The 18,357-nt window shown below is 66.0% G+C and carries 18 protein-coding genes and 1 pseudogene; 17 read left to right on the top strand and 2 right to left on the bottom strand.

Annotation, left to right across the window (positions count from 1 at the left end):
- The first annotated feature begins 71 nt into the window (after positions 1–71).
- The 12 genes from J8I33_RS21215 to cysM all read left to right on the top strand — a co-directional run bounded on the left by J8I33_RS21215 (position 72) and on the right by cysM (position 11,979).
- Positions 72–998 carry a prephenate dehydrogenase/arogenate dehydrogenase family protein gene (locus J8I33_RS21215; protein ID WP_209939026.1) on the top strand — a complete coding sequence of 309 codons (927 nt, stop codon included), beginning with the start codon at positions 72–74 and terminating at the stop codon, positions 996–998.
- 13 nt (positions 999–1,011) lie between these two features.
- A complete protein-coding gene (gene aroA, locus J8I33_RS21210) occupies positions 1,012–2,316 on the top strand; it encodes a 3-phosphoshikimate 1-carboxyvinyltransferase (RefSeq protein WP_124637824.1) in 1,305 nt (434 codons plus the stop codon).
- A 12-nt stretch (positions 2,317–2,328) separates the two neighbouring features.
- Positions 2,329–3,015, top strand: coding sequence for a (d)CMP kinase (gene cmk, locus J8I33_RS21205; RefSeq protein WP_006476573.1), 687 nt, complete (start codon positions 2,329–2,331; stop codon positions 3,013–3,015).
- Positions 3,016–3,139: 124 nt separating this feature from the next.
- Positions 3,140–4,870, top strand: a complete 1,731-nt coding sequence (gene rpsA, locus J8I33_RS21200) for a 30S ribosomal protein S1 (protein ID WP_011694214.1) — start codon at positions 3,140–3,142, stop codon at positions 4,868–4,870.
- Positions 4,871–4,892: 22 nt separating this feature from the next.
- Positions 4,893–5,216, top strand: a complete 324-nt coding sequence (locus J8I33_RS21195) for an integration host factor subunit beta (protein ID WP_006486894.1) — start codon at positions 4,893–4,895, stop codon at positions 5,214–5,216.
- 221 nt (positions 5,217–5,437) lie between these two features.
- A complete protein-coding gene (locus tag J8I33_RS21190) occupies positions 5,438–5,731 on the top strand; it encodes a LapA family protein (protein ID WP_012328123.1) in 294 nt (97 codons plus the stop codon).
- 55 nt (positions 5,732–5,786) lie between these two features.
- Positions 5,787–6,959: a lipopolysaccharide assembly protein LapB gene (gene lapB, locus J8I33_RS21185; protein WP_050011540.1), complete on the top strand. Its 1,173-nt coding sequence runs from the start codon at positions 5,787–5,789 to the stop codon at positions 6,957–6,959.
- A 66-nt stretch (positions 6,960–7,025) separates the two neighbouring features.
- Complete coding sequence (locus J8I33_RS21180) at positions 7,026–8,426, top strand: UDP-glucose/GDP-mannose dehydrogenase family protein (protein WP_050011539.1); 1,401 nt, start codon at positions 7,026–7,028, stop codon at positions 8,424–8,426.
- Between the two features lie 7 nt (positions 8,427–8,433).
- A complete protein-coding gene (gene rfaE1, locus J8I33_RS21175; RefSeq protein ID WP_124557718.1) occupies positions 8,434–9,384 on the top strand; it encodes a D-glycero-beta-D-manno-heptose-7-phosphate kinase in 951 nt (316 codons plus the stop codon).
- Between the two features lie 63 nt (positions 9,385–9,447).
- Positions 9,448–10,440: an ADP-glyceromanno-heptose 6-epimerase gene (gene rfaD, locus J8I33_RS21170; RefSeq protein ID WP_050011537.1), complete on the top strand. Its 993-nt coding sequence runs from the start codon at positions 9,448–9,450 to the stop codon at positions 10,438–10,440.
- A 74-nt stretch (positions 10,441–10,514) separates the two neighbouring features.
- Positions 10,515–10,862, top strand: coding sequence for a helix-hairpin-helix domain-containing protein (locus J8I33_RS21165; protein ID WP_124595022.1), 348 nt, complete (start codon positions 10,515–10,517; stop codon positions 10,860–10,862).
- A 214-nt stretch (positions 10,863–11,076) separates the two neighbouring features.
- Positions 11,077–11,979: a cysteine synthase CysM gene (cysM, locus tag J8I33_RS21160; RefSeq protein WP_050011535.1), complete on the top strand. Its 903-nt coding sequence runs from the start codon at positions 11,077–11,079 to the stop codon at positions 11,977–11,979.
- A gap of 76 nt (positions 11,980–12,055) precedes the next feature.
- Here the strand turns inward: cysM and mltB are convergent, their stop codons facing one another.
- On the bottom strand, positions 12,056–13,405 hold the full coding sequence (gene mltB / locus J8I33_RS21155) for a lytic murein transglycosylase B (RefSeq protein ID WP_209929374.1): 1,350 nt from the start codon (positions 13,403–13,405) through the stop codon (positions 12,056–12,058).
- Between the two features lie 43 nt (positions 13,406–13,448).
- Between mltB and J8I33_RS21150 the strand changes: the two genes are divergently transcribed.
- Positions 13,449–14,372 (top strand): histone deacetylase family protein, encoded by a 924-nt coding sequence (locus J8I33_RS21150; RefSeq protein ID WP_050011533.1) that lies wholly within the window; start codon positions 13,449–13,451, stop codon positions 14,370–14,372.
- Between the two features lie 30 nt (positions 14,373–14,402).
- On the opposite strand, the gene J8I33_RS21145 is transcribed toward J8I33_RS21150, so the two are convergent.
- Entirely contained in the window at positions 14,403–15,320 is a 918-nt protein-coding gene (locus J8I33_RS21145) for an alpha/beta hydrolase (protein WP_209939025.1), read from the bottom strand.
- Positions 15,321–15,539: 219 nt separating this feature from the next.
- Here J8I33_RS21145 and J8I33_RS21140 point away from each other — a divergent pair, with 219 nt between their 5' ends.
- The 4 genes and pseudogenes from J8I33_RS21140 to J8I33_RS21125 all read left to right on the top strand — a co-directional run.
- Complete coding sequence (locus tag J8I33_RS21140) at positions 15,540–16,574, top strand: methionine ABC transporter ATP-binding protein (protein WP_050011531.1); 1,035 nt, start codon at positions 15,540–15,542, stop codon at positions 16,572–16,574.
- Positions 16,564–17,217 carry a methionine ABC transporter permease gene (locus J8I33_RS21135; protein WP_006476559.1) on the top strand — a complete coding sequence of 218 codons (654 nt, stop codon included), beginning with the start codon at positions 16,564–16,566 and terminating at the stop codon, positions 17,215–17,217. The genes J8I33_RS21140 and J8I33_RS21135 overlap by 11 nt, the downstream gene beginning before the upstream one ends.
- A 29-nt stretch (positions 17,218–17,246) precedes the next feature.
- Positions 17,247–18,041, top strand: a complete 795-nt coding sequence (locus J8I33_RS21130) for a MetQ/NlpA family ABC transporter substrate-binding protein (protein WP_209929371.1) — start codon at positions 17,247–17,249, stop codon at positions 18,039–18,041.
- Between the two features lie 227 nt (positions 18,042–18,268).
- A pseudogene (locus tag J8I33_RS21125) lies at positions 18,269–18,357 on the top strand (electron transfer flavoprotein subunit beta/FixA family protein); the annotation flags it as partial.

The raw sequence follows: 18,357 nt of genomic DNA, 5'->3' as shown, positions 1-18,357 counted from the left end.
CGGGCCCGTTGCCCGGAATCTGGAATTCCGCGTGCGGGGCGTCGTTTCGCGCGCGTAACTTGGCTCTTGTCGTGTCAGGCTTTGCATTCAACAAACTGGTCATCTTCGGCGTCGGCCTGATCGGCGGATCGCTGGCCCGCGCGCTGCGCGAGCGCGCGCCGGGCGGCGCGGGCGAGATCGTCGGCGTCGGCCGTTCGCGCGCGTCGGTCGAACGTGCGTGCTCGCTCGGCGTGATCGACCGCGCGGCGGCGCTCGACGACGACGCGCAATTGCGCGACGCGCTTGCCGGCGCCGATCTCGTCCTGCTGGCCGCGCCCGTCGCGCAGACGGGCCCGTTGCTCGCGCGCATCGCGCCGTGGCTCGACGGTGCGACGATCGTCACCGATGCCGGCAGCACCAAGTCCGACGTCGTCGCGGCTGCGCGCGACGTACTCGGCGCGCGGATCGCGCAGTTCGTGCCCGGTCATCCGATCGCGGGGCGCGAATCGAGCGGCGTCGAGGCGGCGTTGCCGGACCTCTACGTCGGCCGCAACGTCGTGCTGTGCCCGCTGCGGGAGAACGCGCCCGACGCGGTGGCCCGGATCGACGCGATGTGGCGCGCGACCGGCGCCGACGTGCGCATGATGAGCACCGAGCAGCACGATCGCGTATTCGCGTCGATCAGCCATCTGCCGCACGTGCTGTCGTTCGCGCTCGTCGAGCAGATTCTCGGCGAGGCCGACGCGGAACTGAAATTCTCGTACGCGGCCGGCGGTTTCCGCGATTTCACGCGTATCGCGGCGTCGAACCCGGAAATGTGGCGCGACGTGTGCGTTGCGAACCGCGCGGCGCTGCTCGACGAACTCGACGGCTACACGCGCGTGCTCACGCGGTTGCGTGCGGCGATCGACGCCGGCGACGGCGCGGCGCTCGAAGCCGTATTCACGCGCTCGCGCGCCGCACGCAAGGCATGGCAGGAGCGCGGCGGCGCGCCCGCTGCCGAACCGGTCAAGAAATAACAGGACGATTCCCATGGACTACCTCGATCTCGGCCCGTACTCCAGCGCTTCGGGTACCGTGCGCCTGCCCGGCTCGAAGAGCATTTCGAACCGCGTGCTGCTGCTCGCGGCGCTCGCCGAAGGCGAAACGACGATCACCAACCTGCTCGACTCCGACGACACGCGCGTGATGCTCGACGCACTCGGCAAGCTCGGCGTGAAGCTCGCGCGCGACGGCGACACCTGCGTGGTCACCGGCACGCGCGGCGCGTTCACCGCGAAGACGGCCGACCTGTTCCTCGGCAACGCGGGCACGGCCGTCCGGCCGCTGACCGCCGCGCTCGCGGTAAACGGCGGCGACTATCGCGTGCACGGCGTGCCGCGCATGCACGAACGGCCGATCGGCGATCTCGTCGACGGCTTGCGCCAGATCGGCGCGCAGATCGACTACGAGCTGAACGAAGGCTACCCGCCGCTGCGGATCAAGCCCGCGACGATTGCGGTCGATGCGCCGATCCGCGTGCGCGGCGACGTGTCGAGCCAGTTCCTCACCGCGCTGCTGATGACGCTGCCGCTCGTGAAGACGAAGGACGGCACGACCGTCGTCGAAGTCGACGGCGAACTGATCTCGAAGCCGTACATCGACATCACGATCCGGCTGATGGCGCGCTTCGGCGTGACCGTCGAGCGCGACGGCTGGCAGCGCTTCGTCGTGCCGGCCGGCGTTCGCTACAAGTCGCCGGGACGGATCATGGTCGAGGGCGATGCGTCGTCCGCGTCGTACTTCCTCGCGGCCGGTGCGCTGGGCGGCGGCCCGCTGCGGGTCGAGGGCGTGGGGCGCGCGAGCATCCAGGGCGACGTCGGTTTCGCGAACGCGCTGATGCAGATGGGCGCGAACGTGACGATGGGCGACGACTGGATCGACGTGCGCGGCATCGGCCACGATCACGGCAAGCTCGAGCCGATCGACATGGACTTCAACCTGATTCCCGACGCGGCGATGACCATCGCGGTTGCGGCGTTGTTCGCGAGCGGCACGAGCACGCTGCGCAACATCGCGAGCTGGCGCGTGAAGGAGACGGACCGCATCGCCGCGATGGCGACCGAGCTGCGCAAGGTCGGCGCGATCGTCGAGGAAGGCCCCGACTATCTCGTCGTCACGCCGCCGGAAAAGCTCACCCCGAACGCGGCGATCGATACGTACGACGATCACCGGATGGCGATGTGCTTCTCGCTCGTCAGCCTGGGCGGCGTGCCCGTGCGGATCAACGATCCGAAGTGCGTCGGCAAGACGTTCCCCGACTATTTCGACCGCTTCGCCGCGCTCGCCAAGGCCTGACCCACTGTTCCGATGAAATCGACCCGACCCTTTCACCCGACTCCCGTCATCACGATCGACGGCCCGACCGCTTCCGGCAAGGGCACCGTCGCAGCGCTCGTCGCCGCGCACCTCGGCTTCCACCTGCTCGACAGCGGCGCGCTGTACCGGCTCGCCGCGCTCGCGAGCGTGCGCTACGGGATCGCCGCGGAGGACATCGACGCGCTGGTGAAGCTGATCGACGATCTGCACATCACGTTCCGTGAAGGGTGCGCGCAGCTCGACGGCGTCGACGTGTCGAACGACATTCGTGCCGAAGCGGTCGGCAACCGCGCGTCGGCCATTGCCGTGCACGGCCCCGTGCGCACCGCGCTCGTCGCGCGCCAGCGCGCATTCCGCAAGACGCCCGGCCTCGTCGCGGACGGGCGCGACATGGGCACGGTGATCTTCCCGGACGCCGTGCTGAAGGTGTTCCTGACGGCCAGCGCCGAGGCGCGCGCGACCAGGCGGCATAAGCAATTGATGCAAAAAGGTTTTTCTGCTAATATAGATGACTTGCTCCGGGATCTTCGTGAACGTGACGCGCGCGACAGCAATCGCGCAGCCGCGCCGCTGAAGCCTGCGGCAGATGCCAAGCTGCTCGATACGTCGGCGCTTTCGGTCGATGAAGCGGTCGATCAGGTGCTGCAGTGGTACCGGGCGCTCGGCCAGCCCGCCTGAGAAGGCGGGCAGCGGTAGGTGCTCCGCGTCGCAAGCACGGAGCGTGTTTCGAACCCTTAACCCCGTGTGGTCCTCGATCTGGCCCTTTCAGCCTGCCATTCCGGCCGGCGTGGCACAGCGAGCCATGCACAATCAGATTTTTATGTCCGACCTGCAAACCTCCACCCCGAATACCGAATCCTTTGCGGCTCTGTTCGAAGAGTCGCTGACCCGCCAAGACATGCGCGCCGGCGAAGTGATTTCCGCCGAAGTCGTGCGCGTCGACCACAACTTCGTGGTCGTCAATGCAGGCCTGAAGTCCGAGGCTTACATTCCGATCGAGGAATTCCTGAACGATCAGGGCGAGGTTGAGGTGCAGTCGGGCGATTTCGTGTCCGTCGCGATCGACGCACTCGAAAACGGCTACGGCGACACGATCCTGTCGCGCGACAAGGCGAAGCGCCTTGCATCGTGGCTGTCGCTGGAAAAGGCCCTCGACAACAACGAACTCGTCACCGGCACGATCACCGGCAAGGTGAAGGGCGGCATGACCGTGATGGTCAACGGCATCCGCGCGTTCCTGCCGGGTTCGCTGGTCGACACGCGTCCGGTCAAGGACACGACCCCGTACGAAGGCAAGACGCTCGAGTTCCGCGTGATCAAGCTCGATCGCAAGCGTAACAACGTCGTGCTGTCGCGTCGTGCAGTGATCGAAGCAACCCAAGGCGAAGAGCGCGCGAAGCTGCTCGAGACGCTGAAGGAAGGCGCGATCGTCAACGGCGTGGTCAAGAACATCACCGACTACGGCGCATTCGTCGACCTCGGCGGCATCGACGGCCTGCTGCACATCACCGACATCGCATGGCGTCGCGTGCGTCACCCGAGCGAAGTCCTGTCGGTTGGCCAGGAAGTCACCGCGAAGATCCTCAAGTTCGACCAAGAGAAGAACCGCGTCTCGCTGGGCATCAAGCAACTGGGCGACGATCCGTGGGAAGGCATCTCGCGCCGTTACCCGTCGGGCACTCGCCTGTTCGGCAAGGTCACGAACATCACCGACTACGGCGCATTCGTCGAAGTGGAATCGGGCATCGAAGGCCTCGTCCACGTGTCGGAAATGGACTGGACCAACAAGAACGTCGCGCCGTCGAAGGTTGTCCAGCTGGGCGACGAAGTCGAAGTCATGGTCCTCGAGATCGACGAAGACCGTCGTCGTATCAGCCTCGGCATGAAGCAGTGCAAGCCGAATCCGTGGGATGACTTCAGCCGCAACTTCAAGAAGGGCGACAAGATCACGGGCGCAATCAAGTCGATCACCGACTTCGGCGTGTTCATCGGTCTGCCGGGCGGCATCGACGGCCTGGTCCACCTGTCGGACCTGTCGTGGAGCGAAGCCGGCGAAGAAGCCGTTCGCAAGTACAAGAAGGGCGACGAAGTCGAAGCAATCGTGCTCGGTATCGACGTCGAGAAGGAGCGCATTTCGCTCGGCATCAAGCAGCTCGAAGGCGACCCGTTCAGCAACTACGTTGCAATGAACGACAAGGGCTCGATCGTCGACGGCGTCGTGAAGACGGTCGATGCGAAGGGTGCGGTCGTCACGCTGACGGGCGACATCGAAGGCTACCTGCGTGCGTCGGAAATCTCGCAGGATCGCGTCGAAGATGCACGCAACGTGCTGAAGGAAGGCGACAAGGTCAACGCGATGGTGATCAACATCGATCGCAAGTCGCGCGGCATCAACCTGTCGATCAAGGCGAAGGATTCGGCTGAACAACAGGAAGCGATCCGCGGCCTGCAGTCGGACTCCAGCGCTGCTGCGACCGGTACGACCAACCTCGGCGCGCTGCTGAAGGCGAAGCTCGACGGCCAGAACCAGTAAGCCTTACGAGGTCTGCTGAAGTATGACCAAATCCGAGTTGGTCGCGCAGCTGGCATCGCGATTTCCGCAACTTGTCCTCAAGGATGCGGATTTCGCGGTGAAAACGATGCTCGATGCGATGTCCGACGCCCTGGCGAAAGGGCATCGCATTGAAATTCGGGGTTTCGGCAGCTTCGGCCTCAATCGTCGCCCGGCGCGCGTCGGACGCAACCCGAAGTCGGGGGAGAAAGTGCAGGTGCCCGAGAAGTTCGTGCCGCACTTCAAACCTGGCAAGGAATTGCGTGAACGCGTCGACGGCCGCGCCGGTGAACCGCTGAAGGCTGACGATCCGGACGACGAGCGTTGAGCGTCGTTCGGTGAGCCCGGAACCTGTCCGGCGAAGGCTGAAAAGAAAAGCGCCCCTTGTGGGCGCTTTTTTCATTTCCGGCGGCATGTCCGGCAACCGACCCGCAACGCCGCGCACAGGATCTGCGCAGCCGCGGAAACGCTTCCTTTACAATACGGGTCGATTCGGTGCGACGAAGGGGAGTCGCGCGCCGCGGCAAACCTCAACAAAGAGAGGGCTTCATGAAGTTTATCGTCTGGCTGATCCGGGTATTGGTGTTCGTCCTGCTGCTGGTGCTTGCGCTGGCCAATACACAAACCGCGACGCTGAATTTCGTTGCCGGCTATGCATGGCAAGCGCCGCTGATCCTGATCGGCCTGGCATTCTTCGCCGTGGGGCTGCTGGCCGGCCTGCTGTCCGCGCTGCCTTCGATCTTCCGGCTGCGTCTCGAGAACGGGCGCCTCAAGCGCGATCTGCGTGCGGCGCGCGAAACGCCTGCCGTCATCGACCAGCCGCCGATGCCGCCCGTCATTTAACCCCGGACGCCGCGCGATTCCTCGCGCGGTTTTCGTCTCTGCTTCGATATTTCGCATGGATCTGGATTTCTGGTGGTTGCTCGCGATTCCGGTCGCGTTCGCGCTCGGTTGGGCGGCGTCACGCTATGACCTGAAGAATCTCCTGTCGGAGAGCGCCAACCTGCCGCGCTCGTATTTTCGCGGCCTGAATTTTCTGTTGAACGAACAACCCGACAAGGCGATCGATGCGTTCATCGAGGTGGCCAAGCTCGACCCCGAAACGGTCGAGCTGCACTTCGCGCTCGGCAACCTGTTTCGCCGTCGCGGCGAGACCGACCGCGCGATCCGCGTGCACCAGAACCTGCTGAGCCGCACCGACCTGCCGGTCAACGAGCGCGACCACGCGCTGTACGAACTGGGTCAGGATTTCCTGAAGGCCGGCCTGCTGGATCGCGCCGAAGAGGCGTTCCACAAGCTCGCGGACGGCGACTACGCGCTCGGCGCACAGCGGGCGCTGCTGACGATCTACGAGATCGAGAAGGACTGGAACAAGTCGATCGATACGGCGAAACGTATCGAATCGATGAGCGACAAGCCGCTCGGCATCGAAATTGCGCAGTTTCACTGCGAACTCGCGCAGGACGCGCTGCAGCGCAAGCAGGCCGACGTGGCGGCCGAACAGTTGCGCCGTGCGCTGACCGTGAATCCGCAGAACGTCCGTGCGACGATCCTGTCCGGCGACGCGGCGCAAGCGGCGGGCGACCACGCGGCCGCGATCGAGCACTGGAAGCGCGTCGAAGCGCAGAACCCGGCGTATCTGCCGCTCGTCGCCGACAAGCTGATGAAGGCGTACGTCGCGCTCGGCAAGAACGTCGAAGGCGCCGAGCTGCTGATGGGGTACGTCGATCGCTATCCGTCGAACGACCTGCTCGACATCGCCTATCAGCATATCGCCGGGTTGCGCGGCCAGGATGAGGCGCACACGCTCGCGCGCACGCAGATGGAAAAGTCGCCGAACCTGTCGGGGATGCTGCACCTGCTCGATGCGCAGATCGCGGCGGCCGACGAACCGCGTCGTAAGGAACTTGAAATGATGCGTGCGCTGATCAAGCAGCGTACGAAAAATCTGCCGCGGTATACGTGCCAGAATTGCGGTTTCCGGGCACGGCTCTTCTACTGGCAGTGCCCCGGATGCAGCGGCTGGGAAACCTATGCGCCGCGCCGCGTCGAACCCGCGATGCCGGGCTGATCCCGGCACGCGGAGCCAACGCGCTGCGGCCAAGTTAGTCTATTACCGGGAAGTACCGGAACATCTATGAAAATCACCATCATCGGCACCGGCTATGTCGGCCTCGTCACGGGCGCGTGCCTCGCGGAGATCGGTCACGACGTCTTCTGTCTCGACGTCGATCCGCGCAAGATCGACATCCTGAACAACGGCGGGATGCCGATTCACGAACCGGGGCTGCTGGACATCATCGCGCGCAACCGCACGGCGGGGCGCCTGCGCTTCTCGACCGACATCGAGGCGAGCGTCGCGCACGGCGAGATCCAGTTCATCGCGGTCGGCACGCCGCCCGACGAGGACGGCTCGGCCGACCTGCAATACGTGCTCGAGGCCGCGCGCAACATCGGCCGCCACATGACGGGCTTCAAGGTGATCGTCGACAAGTCGACGGTGCCGGTCGGCACCGCGCGGCGCGTGCACGGCGTGGTCGACGAGGCGCTGGCCGCACGCGGGCTCGCGGGCAGCGTCGCGCATCGCTTCTCGGTCGTGTCGAACCCGGAATTCCTGAAGGAAGGCGCCGCGGTCGAGGACTTCATGCGCCCGGACCGGATCATCATCGGCGTCGACGACGACGAAACCGGCACGATCGCACGCGAGAAGATGAAGAAGCTCTACGCGCCGTTCAACCGCAATCACGAGCGCACGATCTACATGGACGTGCGTTCGGCCGAATTCGCGAAGTACGCGGCGAACGCGATGCTCGCGACGCGCATCTCGTTCATGAACGAGATGTCGAATCTCGCCGACAAGGTCGGCGCCGACATCGAGGCCGTGCGCCGCGGGATCGGCTCCGATCCGCGCATCGGCTATCACTTCCTGTACGCCGGCGTCGGCTACGGCGGCTCGTGCTTCCCGAAGGACGTGCAGGCGCTGATCCGCACCGCGGGTGAGAACGGCCAGCCGCTGCGTATCCTGGAGGCCGTCGAGGCCGCCAACCATGCGCAGAAGGACGTGCTGATCGGCAAGATCGAGCAGCGTTTCGGCGCCGACCTGACGGGCCGCGAGTTCGCGGTCTGGGGCCTGGCGTTCAAGCCGAACACCGACGACATGCGTGAGGCGCCAAGCCGCCGCCTGATCGCCGCGCTGCTCGAGCGCGGCGCGACCGTGCGCGCCTACGATCCGGTTGCCGTCGACGAAGCGCGGCGCGTGTTCGCGCTGGATTTCGGCGACGATGCCGACGTGCTGGCGCGATTGCACCTCGTCGACACGCAGGACGCCGCGGTCACGGGCGCGGACGCACTCGTGATCGTGACCGAGTGGAAGGAATTCCGCAGCCCCGATTTCACGCGCCTGAAGGCCGAGCTGAAAGCGCCGGTGATCTTCGATGGGCGCAACCTGTACGAGCCGGATGCGATGGCCGAACTCGGCATCGACTACTACGCGATCGGTCGGCCGTACGTCGATCCCCAGTCGTTTTCCCGTGGCTGAAGGTACGATGAATACTCTTCGTGAAGTCGTTCCGGTGCCGCGCGAGCAACTCGCGCGCTCGCGTGTGCTCGTCGTCGGCGACGTGATGCTCGACCGCTACTGGTTCGGCAACGTCGATCGCATTTCGCCTGAAGCGCCGGTGCCGGTCGTGCACGTGCAACGTCAGGAAGAGCGGCTCGGCGGTGCGGCCAACGTGGCGCGCAATGCGGTGACGCTCGGCGGCCAGGCCGGGCTGCTGTGCGTCGTCGGTTGCGACGAACCCGGCGAGCGGATCGTCGAGCTGCTCGGCAGCAGCGGCGTGACGCCGCATCTCGAGCGCGATCCCGCGTTGCCGACCACGATCAAGCTGCGCGTGCTCGCGCGCCAGCAGCAACTGCTGCGCGTCGACTTCGAGGCGATGCCGACGCACGAGGTGCTGCTCGCGGGGCTCGCGCGCTTCGATGCGCTGCTGCCGCAGCACGACGTCGTGCTGATGTCGGATTACGCGAAAGGCGGCCTCACGCACGTCACGACGATGATCGAGAAGGCGCGTGCGGCCGGCAAGGCGGTGCTGGTCGACCCGAAGGGCGACGACTGGGCACGCTATCGCGGCGCATCGCTGATCACGCCGAATCGCGCGGAACTGCGCGAGGTGGTCGGGCAGTGGAAATCGGAAGACGACCTGCGCGCGCGCGTCGCGACCCTGCGTGCGGAGCTCGGCATCGACGCGCTGCTGCTCACGCGTTCGGAAGAGGGCATGACGCTCTTTTCCGCGGGCGGCGAACTGCATGCGCCGGCGCTCGCACGCGAAGTGTTCGACGTGTCGGGCGCGGGCGACACCGTGATCGCGACGGTCGCGACGATGCTCGGCGCCGGTGTGCCGCTCGTCGATGCCGTGGTGCTCGCGAATCGAGCGGCAGGCATCGTGGTCGGCAAGCTCGGCACGGCCACGGTCGACTACGACGAACTGTTTCACTGAGCGCATTCGGCGGCGCGACGAGCGCGCCGCACGAATGGCTCGCACTTTTCAGGCAGGACGATCATGACCCTCATCGTCACCGGCGCAGCCGGTTTTATCGGCGCGAACATCGTCAACGCGCTCAACGCGCGCGGCGAGACGCGCATCATCGCGGTCGACAACCTGACGCGCGCGGACAAGTTCCGCAATCTCGTCGACTGCGAGATTGACGACTATCTCGACAAGACCGAATTCGTCGAACGCTTCGCGCGCGGCGATTTCGGCAAGGTACGCGCGGTATTTCATGAAGGCGCCTGTTCGGACACGATGGAAACCGACGGCCGCTACATGATGGACAACAATTTCCGCTACAGCCGCGCGGTGCTCGATACCTGCCTCGCGCAGGGCACGCAGTTCCTGTATGCATCGTCGGCCGCGATCTACGGCGGCTCGACGCGCTTCGTCGAGGCGCGCGACGTCGAGGCGCCGCTGAACGTGTACGGCTATTCGAAGTTCCTGTTCGACCAGGTGATCCGTCGCGTGCTGCCGAGCGCGAAGAGCCAGATCGCGGGCTTCCGCTATTTCAACGTGTACGGCCCGCGCGAGACGCACAAGGGCCGCATGGCGTCGGTCGCGTTCCACAACTTCAACCAGTTCCGCGCGGAAGGCAAGGTGAAGCTGTTCGGCGAGTACAACGGTTATGCGCCGGGCGAGCAGACGCGCGATTTCGTGTCGGTCGAGGACGTGACCAAGGTGAACCTGTTCTTCTTCGATCATCCGGAGAAGTCGGGCATCTTCAACCTCGGCACGGGCCGCGCGCAGCCGTTCAACGATATCGCGTCGACGGTCGTCAATACGCTGCGCGCGCTCGACAACCAGCCGCCGCTGACGCTCGCGCAGCAGGTCGAGCAGGGATTGATCGAATACGTGCCGTTCCCCGATGCGCTGCGCGGCAAGTACCAGTGCTTCACGCAGGCCGATCAGACGAAACTGCGCGCGGCCGGCTACGACGCACCGTTCCTGACCGTGCAGGAAGGCGTCGACCGCTACGTGCGTTGGCTATCCGGCCAGGTTTAAACCGGCGCGTTGCATCGATAGACTGGGTCTCACGGTCGGCAGCCGCCGGCCGTTTTTCTTCGGAGATCCAGCACATGATCAGGAAATGGTTTGCCGCAGCGGTCATGCTCGGCGCAGTGGCGTCGGCCTGGGCGGCCGTCGACGTCAACACCGCGAACGAGGATGCGCTCGTCGGCATCAAGGGCATCGGCCCGGCGCGGGCGAAGGCGATTCTCGACGAGCGCGGCGCACGCGGTCCGTTCAGGAATGCGGACGATCTCGCCGCACGCGTGAAGGGCATGGGCGGGCATACCGTCGAGCGGCTTCAGCAGGAAGGGTTGACGGTCGGTACGGCGGCGGGCGCGGGCACGACGCCGACGGCCGCGGGCAAGCCGGCGGCAGCGAAGCCCGCCGCCGTGCCGGCCCGCACCGCGCAGAAATAACGGGTCGCGCGTACCCGACACAGGGCTCCTTCAGTCGCCGTCGTTGCGACGGCTTCCCGCGGCATGCCGCGGGTTTTTTGCGTGGGTCCGCGCGCGCGGCGAAACGCGAACCGCGCGGTACGCGTATTCCATCGTCGCAAAGGGGTTGCCGGCGCGCGTGCCGGTGCTGGTTTACAATCGATCGATTGATCGGCCTCGCACTCACGGTATATCCATGGCTTACAAAACTATCGAAGACACGATCGGCAATACGCCGCTCGTGCAACTGGTCCGCCTGCCGGACGACGAGATTCGCGCGCGCAACAACGTGCTGCTCGCGAAGCTCGAGGGCAATAATCCGGCCGGTTCCGTGAAGGATCGCCCGGCGCTGTCGATGATCAGCAAGGCCGAGGCGCGCGGTCGCATCAAGCCGGGCGATACGCTGATCGAGGCGACGAGCGGCAACACGGGCATCGCGCTCGCGATGGCCGCGGCGATCCGCGGCTACAAGATGGTGCTGATCATGCCGGAGGATCTGTCGGTCGAGCGCCGCCAGAGCATGGCGGCCTACGGCGCCGAAATCATCCTGACGCCGGTGAAGGGCGGGATGGAGCTGGCGCGCGACCTCGCGGAGCAGATGCAGCGCGAGGGCAAGGGCGTGATCCTCGACCAGTTCGGCAACCCCGACAATCCCGTCGCGCACTACGAAGGCACGGGGCCGGAGATCTGGCGCGATACCGAAGGGCGCATCACGCACTTCGTGTCCGCGATGGGCACGACGGGCACGATCATGGGCACGTCGCGCTATCTGAAGGAACAGAATCCGGCGATCGAGATCGTCGGTGCGCAGCCGGAAGACGGCTCGCGTATCCCGGGCATCCGCAAGTGGCCGGAAGCGTACATGCCGACCATCTTCGATCGCAGCCGCGTCGATCGCGTCGAGAGCGTGAGTCAGGCTGCGTCGGAAACGATGACGCGCCGGCTGGCGGCGGTCGAGGGCATCTTCGCGGGCATTTCGTCGGGCGGCGCATGCGAAGTCGCGATGCGCATCGCGCGTCAGGTCGAGAACGCGACGATCGTGTTCATCATCTGCGATCGTGGCGACCGCTACCTGTCCACGGGCGTGTTTCCAGCGTGAGCCCGGGCGGCACGCACTGCCGCCACACGCGAAAAAAACGCCGCATATGCGGCGTTTTTGTTTTGTGCGGGCGTGCTTATTGTGCAGGTGCTTCCGTGTCCGCCGCAGGCAACGGGAGTGCGCCGCTCGCTTGCATCTGCGCTTTCACGGCTTCGCCGAGCTGGTACACGGTGAGTGCGTAGAAGAAACTGCGGTTGTAGCGCGTCAGCACGTAGAAGTTCTTCAGGCCGAGCATGTATTCGGTCGCGCGCCCCGGCGTCGGCAGGTCGACCACGGTCACCGGCGTGCCGGCTTCGGTCGTGATGTTGACCGTCGGCTCGTTCAGCGTCATGCCTGCGCGCAGCAGTTGCGACAGCGCCCAGTGCGGTTCGGGCTGGCCGTCGGCGGCGGCCTGTGCGATGCCCAGGCTGCCCGTATCGGGCGTGATTTGCCAGACCACCGGGCGGTCGGTTTCCCAGCCGTGCTGTTTCAGGTAGTTCGCGACGCTGCCGATCGCATCGACAGGACTGCTGCGCAGATCGACGTGGCCCGTGCCGTCGAAGTCGACTGCATATTCGCGGATGCTGCTCGGCAGGAACTGCGGAATCCCGATCGCGCCGGTGTACGAGCCGAGCACGGTGGTGGGGTCGAGCTGGTTGTCGCGGGTCCAGACCAGGAAGTCTTCGAGGTTCTTGCGGAACGTGGCCTGGCGGCTGTCGCGATTCGGCGTGTCCGGGTAGTCGAACGTCAGTGTGGTCAGCGCGTCGAGCACGCGGAAATTGCCCATGTAGCGGCCATAGATCGTCTCGACGCCGATGATGCCGACGATCACCTCGGGCGGCACGCCGAACTGCTCGGACGCGCGCTGCAGCGTCGCCTGGTTCGCCTTCCAGAACTTCACGCCCGCATTGATGCGGATCGGCTCGATGAAGCGCGAACGATAGACGCGCCAGTTCTTCACCGAAGGCGTCGGTGCGGGCCTCACGAGCTTGACGGCCGTGGCCGAGTAGCTGACGCGCGAGAACAGCGCATGCAGGCTCGCCGAATCGAAGCCGTTGCGGCTCACCATCTCGTCGATGAACGCGTCGACCTTCGCGTTGCTCGCGTAACGCTGCGGAACGATTTCCTCTTCGAACGTCTGGCCTTGCGGCATCGGCTGCTGTGGCTGGGCCTGGGCGACGAGCGTGCCGGCGGGCTTCGCCGGCTGCGTCTGCGCGACGGCGGGCGCGGTGCCGAGGGCCGCCGCGACGGCAGCGACGACGAGCGGAGCGCGAACACGGAACAGCGCGGAGAGAAGGGCGGCGGGCTTGCTGGAATTCATGTCGAAGCGGGCGGACAGGGCGATTGTGTTCGGCGCAGTATACCCGACGCATCCGGCGCGCCGGGCCGAAGCCGGCCGCCGTTGTGGTAAGTTAGCGGCGAATTCGCGGCAGACGATGGACATCATTGACGGAGACCTGCGACGCACCGCGCGCCGCGGACGACAGCTTATGGCAACCGCTTTCTATACGCACCCCGACTGCATGCTGCACGAGATGGGGGAATGGCATCCGGAATGTCCGGCCCGCCTGTCGGCGATCCAGGATCAACTGATCGCGAGCCGCATCGACGACCTGATCGTGCACGAAACCGCGCCGTTCGCGAGCGAGGTCGCGCTCGGCCGCGTGCATACGCAGGCGCACATCGACTACATCCGCAGCATGACGCCGGTCGACGGTTACGTCGAGATCGATCCCGATACGCTGATGAATCGCGACACGTGGCGCGCGGCACTGCGCGCGGCCGGCGCCGCGGTCGCGGCGACCGATGCGGTGATCGAAGGCCGCTACGCGAATGCGTTCTGCGGCGTCCGGCCGCCCGGTCATCATGCGGAGCCGGCGCGCGCGATGGGCTTCTGCTTCTTCAACAACGTCGCGATCGCCGCGCGGCACGCGCTCGACGTACACGGCATCGAGCGTGTCGCCATCATCGATTTCGACGTGCACCACGGCAACGGCACCGAGGCGGCGTTTGCGAACGACGAGCGCGTGCTGATGTGCAGTTTCTTCCAGCATCCGCTGTATCCGTTCTCGGGCGTCGATCACCAGGCGCCGAACATGGTCAACCTGCCGATGCCCGCACGCAGCAACGGGATGGCGATCCGCGAAGCCGTCGACATGCTGTGGCTGCCGCGCCTCGACGCATTCAAGCCGCAGATGCTGTTCGTGTCGGCCGGGTTCGATGCGCATCGCGAGGACGACATCGGCAATCTCGGTCTCGTCGAGGCCGACTTCGAATGGCTGACCGCGCGGATCGTCGACGTCGCGCGCCGGCATGCGCAGGGCCGTATCGTCAGTTGCCTCGAGGGCGGTTACAACCTGTCCGCGCTCGGCCGCAGCGTCGTCGCGCACCTGCGCGTGCTCGCCGGGATCTGATTCCCGCTCGACCGGCCGGTCAGGGCGCGCTCAGCGCGCCGGCACGCGCGCGTGAATCCACGCGATCAGCGCGTCGATCACGCGGTCGCGTTCGAGATCGTTCATCGTTTCGTGGAAGCCGCCCTCGTACAGCGTCAGCGTACGATCGGGCGAGCCGACGCGTGCGCCGAACGCACGGCTGCCGTCCGGTTCGGTCAGCTTGTCCTCGGTGCCGTGATAGACGAGCACCGGGACGCGCAGCGCGCCGCGGCCGGCTTCGATGCGCGCCATCGCGTCGAGAATCTCCGCGCCGGTGCGGGCGGGCACTGCGCCGTGATGCACGAGCGGATCGGCGCGATTGGCCGCGACGATGGCCGGATCGCGCGACAGCAGGGCCGCGTCGATCCTGATCGCGGGGAAGGTGGGCCACACACGGCTGATGACGCGGCTGACCGCGAGCATCCAGCGCGGCACGTCGCGCCCTGGCGCAAGCGCCGGGCTCGACAGCACGAGGCCCGCCAGCGCGTGGCCGCGGGCGGATGCGCGTTCGATCGCGTAGAGCGCCGCGACCGCGCCGCCCATGCTGTGCCCCATCAGGAACAGCGGCGCATCGCCGCGTGCGGCTTCGGCGACCAGCGCATCCGCGTCGTTCAGGTAGCCGTCGAAACGGTCGACCCACACGCGCGTGCCGGGCGATTGGCCATGCCCGCGCAGATCGATCGCCAGCACGTCGATGCCCGCTGCGTTCAGTCGGCCGGCGAGCGCGGCATAGCGGCCCGCGTGTTCGGCGAGGCCGTGCACCAGCGCGATCGTCGCGTGCGGCGGCGCGGCGCCGTCGCCGGCCGGCCAGCGGTACGACGCCAGTTCGAGCCCGTCCGCGGTACGCAGGCGGCCCATGCGCGGCGCGGGCGCCGAAGGTACCGACCCGGCGGTGGCGGGCGCGGCGGCCCGCGGGGTGGTGGTGCTCATCGGGCGTGTCTCCTGGTCGTTGGCATGTGCGTTTCGCGATCATAGTCGCGGCCCTCCGGCGCGGGCCCAGCAGCGCCCCTCTAATTTCGTCTGGTTATGAAAAGATCGAAATCGATTATTAAGTGGAATGAGGGGTTTGCGGTAAAATCGCCGGCTATTCCAGATGCATCGGCGGCCGACTGGCGGGCCAACTCGCCGGCCGGCCGCCATTTTGTTTACATGATCGAATTACGCAATCTTTCGCAGCGTTTCCCCGGCCCGGGCGGCTGGGTCGAAGCGTTGCACAACGTCAACCTGACGATCCCGCAAGGCGAGGTGTTCGGCATCATCGGCCGAAGCGGCGCCGGCAAGAGCACGCTCGTGCGCACCATCAACCTGCTGACGCGGCCGACCGAAGGCAATGTCGTCGTCGGCGGGCGCGATCTCACGCTGCTGTCGGCCGGCGCGCTGCGCGAAGCGCGCCGCGAGATCGGCATGATCTTCCAGCACTTCAACCTGCTGTCGTCGCGCACGGTGTTCGACAACGTCGCGCTGCCGCTCGAGCTGGCCGGCGCGAGTCGTGCCGACATCGAGGCCGCCGTGCTGCCGCTGCTCGACCTGGTCGGGCTGTCCGCGCAGAAGGATCGCTATCCGGCGCAGATCAGCGGCGGGCAGAAGCAGCGCGTCGGTATCGCCCGCGCGCTGGCGAGCCAGCCGAAGGTGCTGCTGTCGGACGAAGCGACGTCCGCGCTCGACCCCGAAACCACGCGCTCGATCCTCGATCTGCTGAAGCGCATCAACCGCGAGCTCGGCCTGACCATCGTGCTGATCACGCACCAGATGGAAGTGATCAAGCAGGTCTGCGATCGCGTCGCGGTGCTCGATGCGGGTCGCGTGGTCGAGGAAGGCCGCGTGATCGACGTGTTTCTGCAGCCGCACCACGAAGTGACGCGCGCGCTGATCGGCGACGTGATCGCGCAGGAACTGCCGCCCGCGCTGAAGGCGCGCGTGGCCGAGCGGCTGAAGACGGGCCGCGGGCATCTGCTGCGGCTCGCGTTCACGGGCTCGGGGGTCGACCAGCCGATCCTGTCGGAGACGATCCGCCGGTACGAACTCGATTTCAACATCCTGCACGGCCAGATCGACGAGATCCAGGGGCAGGCATTCGGTTCGCTCGCGGTGCTCGCGGGCGGCGAGCCGGGCAAGGTCGGGCAGGCGCTCGCGTTCCTGCGCGAGCAAGGTGTGGTGGTAGAGGAGCTTTCGTATGTTGAGTGAGATGTTCGATATGTTCGTGCAGTCGTTCTGGGAGACGCTGATCATGGTCGGCATCTCCGGGGCGGTCGGCGCGCTCGTCGGCCTGCCGCTCGGCGTGCTGCTCTACCTGACCGACCGCCAGGGCGTGCTGCAGAACCTCGCGGTGAATCGCGTGCTCGGCGGCATCGTGAATGCCGTCCGCTCGACGCCGTTCATCATCCTGCTGGTCGCGGTGATTCCGTTCACGCGGCTCGTCACGGGTTCGTCGATCGGCACGGCCGCGGCGGTCGTGCCGCTGACGCTCGCGTCCGCGCCGTTCATCGCGCGTCTCGTCGAAACGGCGCTGCGCGAAGTCGACCGCGGGCTGATCGAGGCCGCGCAATCGATGGGCGCGACCACGTCGCAGATCGTCTTCAAGGTGCTGCTGCCCGAATCGCTGCCGGGCATCGTCGCGGGCCTGACGATCACGTTCGTGTCGCTGGTCGGCTATTCGGCGATGGCGGGCGCGATCGGCGGCGGCGGGCTCGGCGATCTGGGGATCCGCTACGGTTACCAGCGCTATCTGCCCGAAGTGATGTGGACGGTCGTCGCAATCCTGATCGTGTTCGTGCAGATCGTGCAATCGTTCGGCGACTGGCTGGTGCGCCGGCTCAGCCACAAATAAAACCAAACCGATCCGATAGGGGAGAAACGATGCAACGACGCTTCATGCTCAAGTTCGCGGCGGCGCTGGGCGCGGCCGCACTGTTCGCGGGCGCGCATGCGCAGGCCGAAACCATCAAGGTCGGCGTGACGGGCGGCCCGCACGCGCAGATCATGGAAGTGGTGAAGAAGGTCGCGGCGAAGGACGGCCTGGAGATCCGCATCGTCGAATTCTCCGATTACGTGCAGCCGAACGCCGCGCTCGCGTCGGGCGACCTCGACGCGAACAGCTACCAGCACGATCCGTATCTGCAGGCGCAGGTGAAGGATCGCGGCTACAAGCTGCTCAAGGTCGCGGACACCGTCACGTTCCCGATGGGCATCTATTCGAAGCGCGTGAAGTCGCTGGCCGAACTGAAGCCGGGCGCGCGCGTCGCGGTGCCGAACGATCCGACCAACGGCGGCCGCGCGCTGCTGTTGCTGCAGAAGCAGGGGCTGCTGAAGCTGCGCGCGGATGCGGGGCTGAAGGCGACGCCGCTCGATATCGTCGACAATCCGCGCAAGCTGAAGATCGTCGAACTCGACGCCGCGCAGATTCCGCGTTCGCTCGGCGACGTCGACGCGGCCGCAATCAACACCAACTACGCGATGGAAGCGGGGTTGAAACCGAAACAGGACGCGGTCGCAATCGAGGGTCCGAACGGCCCGTACGCGAACATCCTCGCGATCCGCGAGGCGGACCGGAACAAGCCGTGGGTCGCGAAGCTGATCGCCGCGTATCACTCGGCCGACGTGAAGCAGTTCATCGAAGGCAAGTTCGGCGGCGCGGTCATTGCCGCCTGGTAACCGGCAGCGCACGGACGCCCGGCGGGATTAGAGTCGATGATCGAAAACCCGGGCTTTGCGTCCGGGTTTTTTCTCTTTTAAAATAGAACGACCGTTCGCTATCATTGGCGCGTCGCCAAGAAGCGGTATCCTCGACAACCATCATGGTTGGGTCCGCCTGGCCGCGCAGTCATGAGGCCGCGCTATAAAATGGCCTCTGGTCGTATTCGTAACTTTGGAGCGTGTGCATGAAAATCCTGGTGCCAGTGAAAAGAGTGGTCGATTACAACGTGAAGGTCCGCGTGAAGTCGGACAACACGGGCGTCGACATCGCGAA

It is taken from the genome of Burkholderia sp. AcTa6-5 (assembly GCF_017815075.1).
Taxonomy (GTDB): Bacteria; Pseudomonadota; Gammaproteobacteria; order Burkholderiales; family Burkholderiaceae; genus Burkholderia; species Burkholderia sola.
Note: the sequence above shows the minus strand (reverse complement) of the source record. Positions and strands in the feature narration are given on the sequence as shown.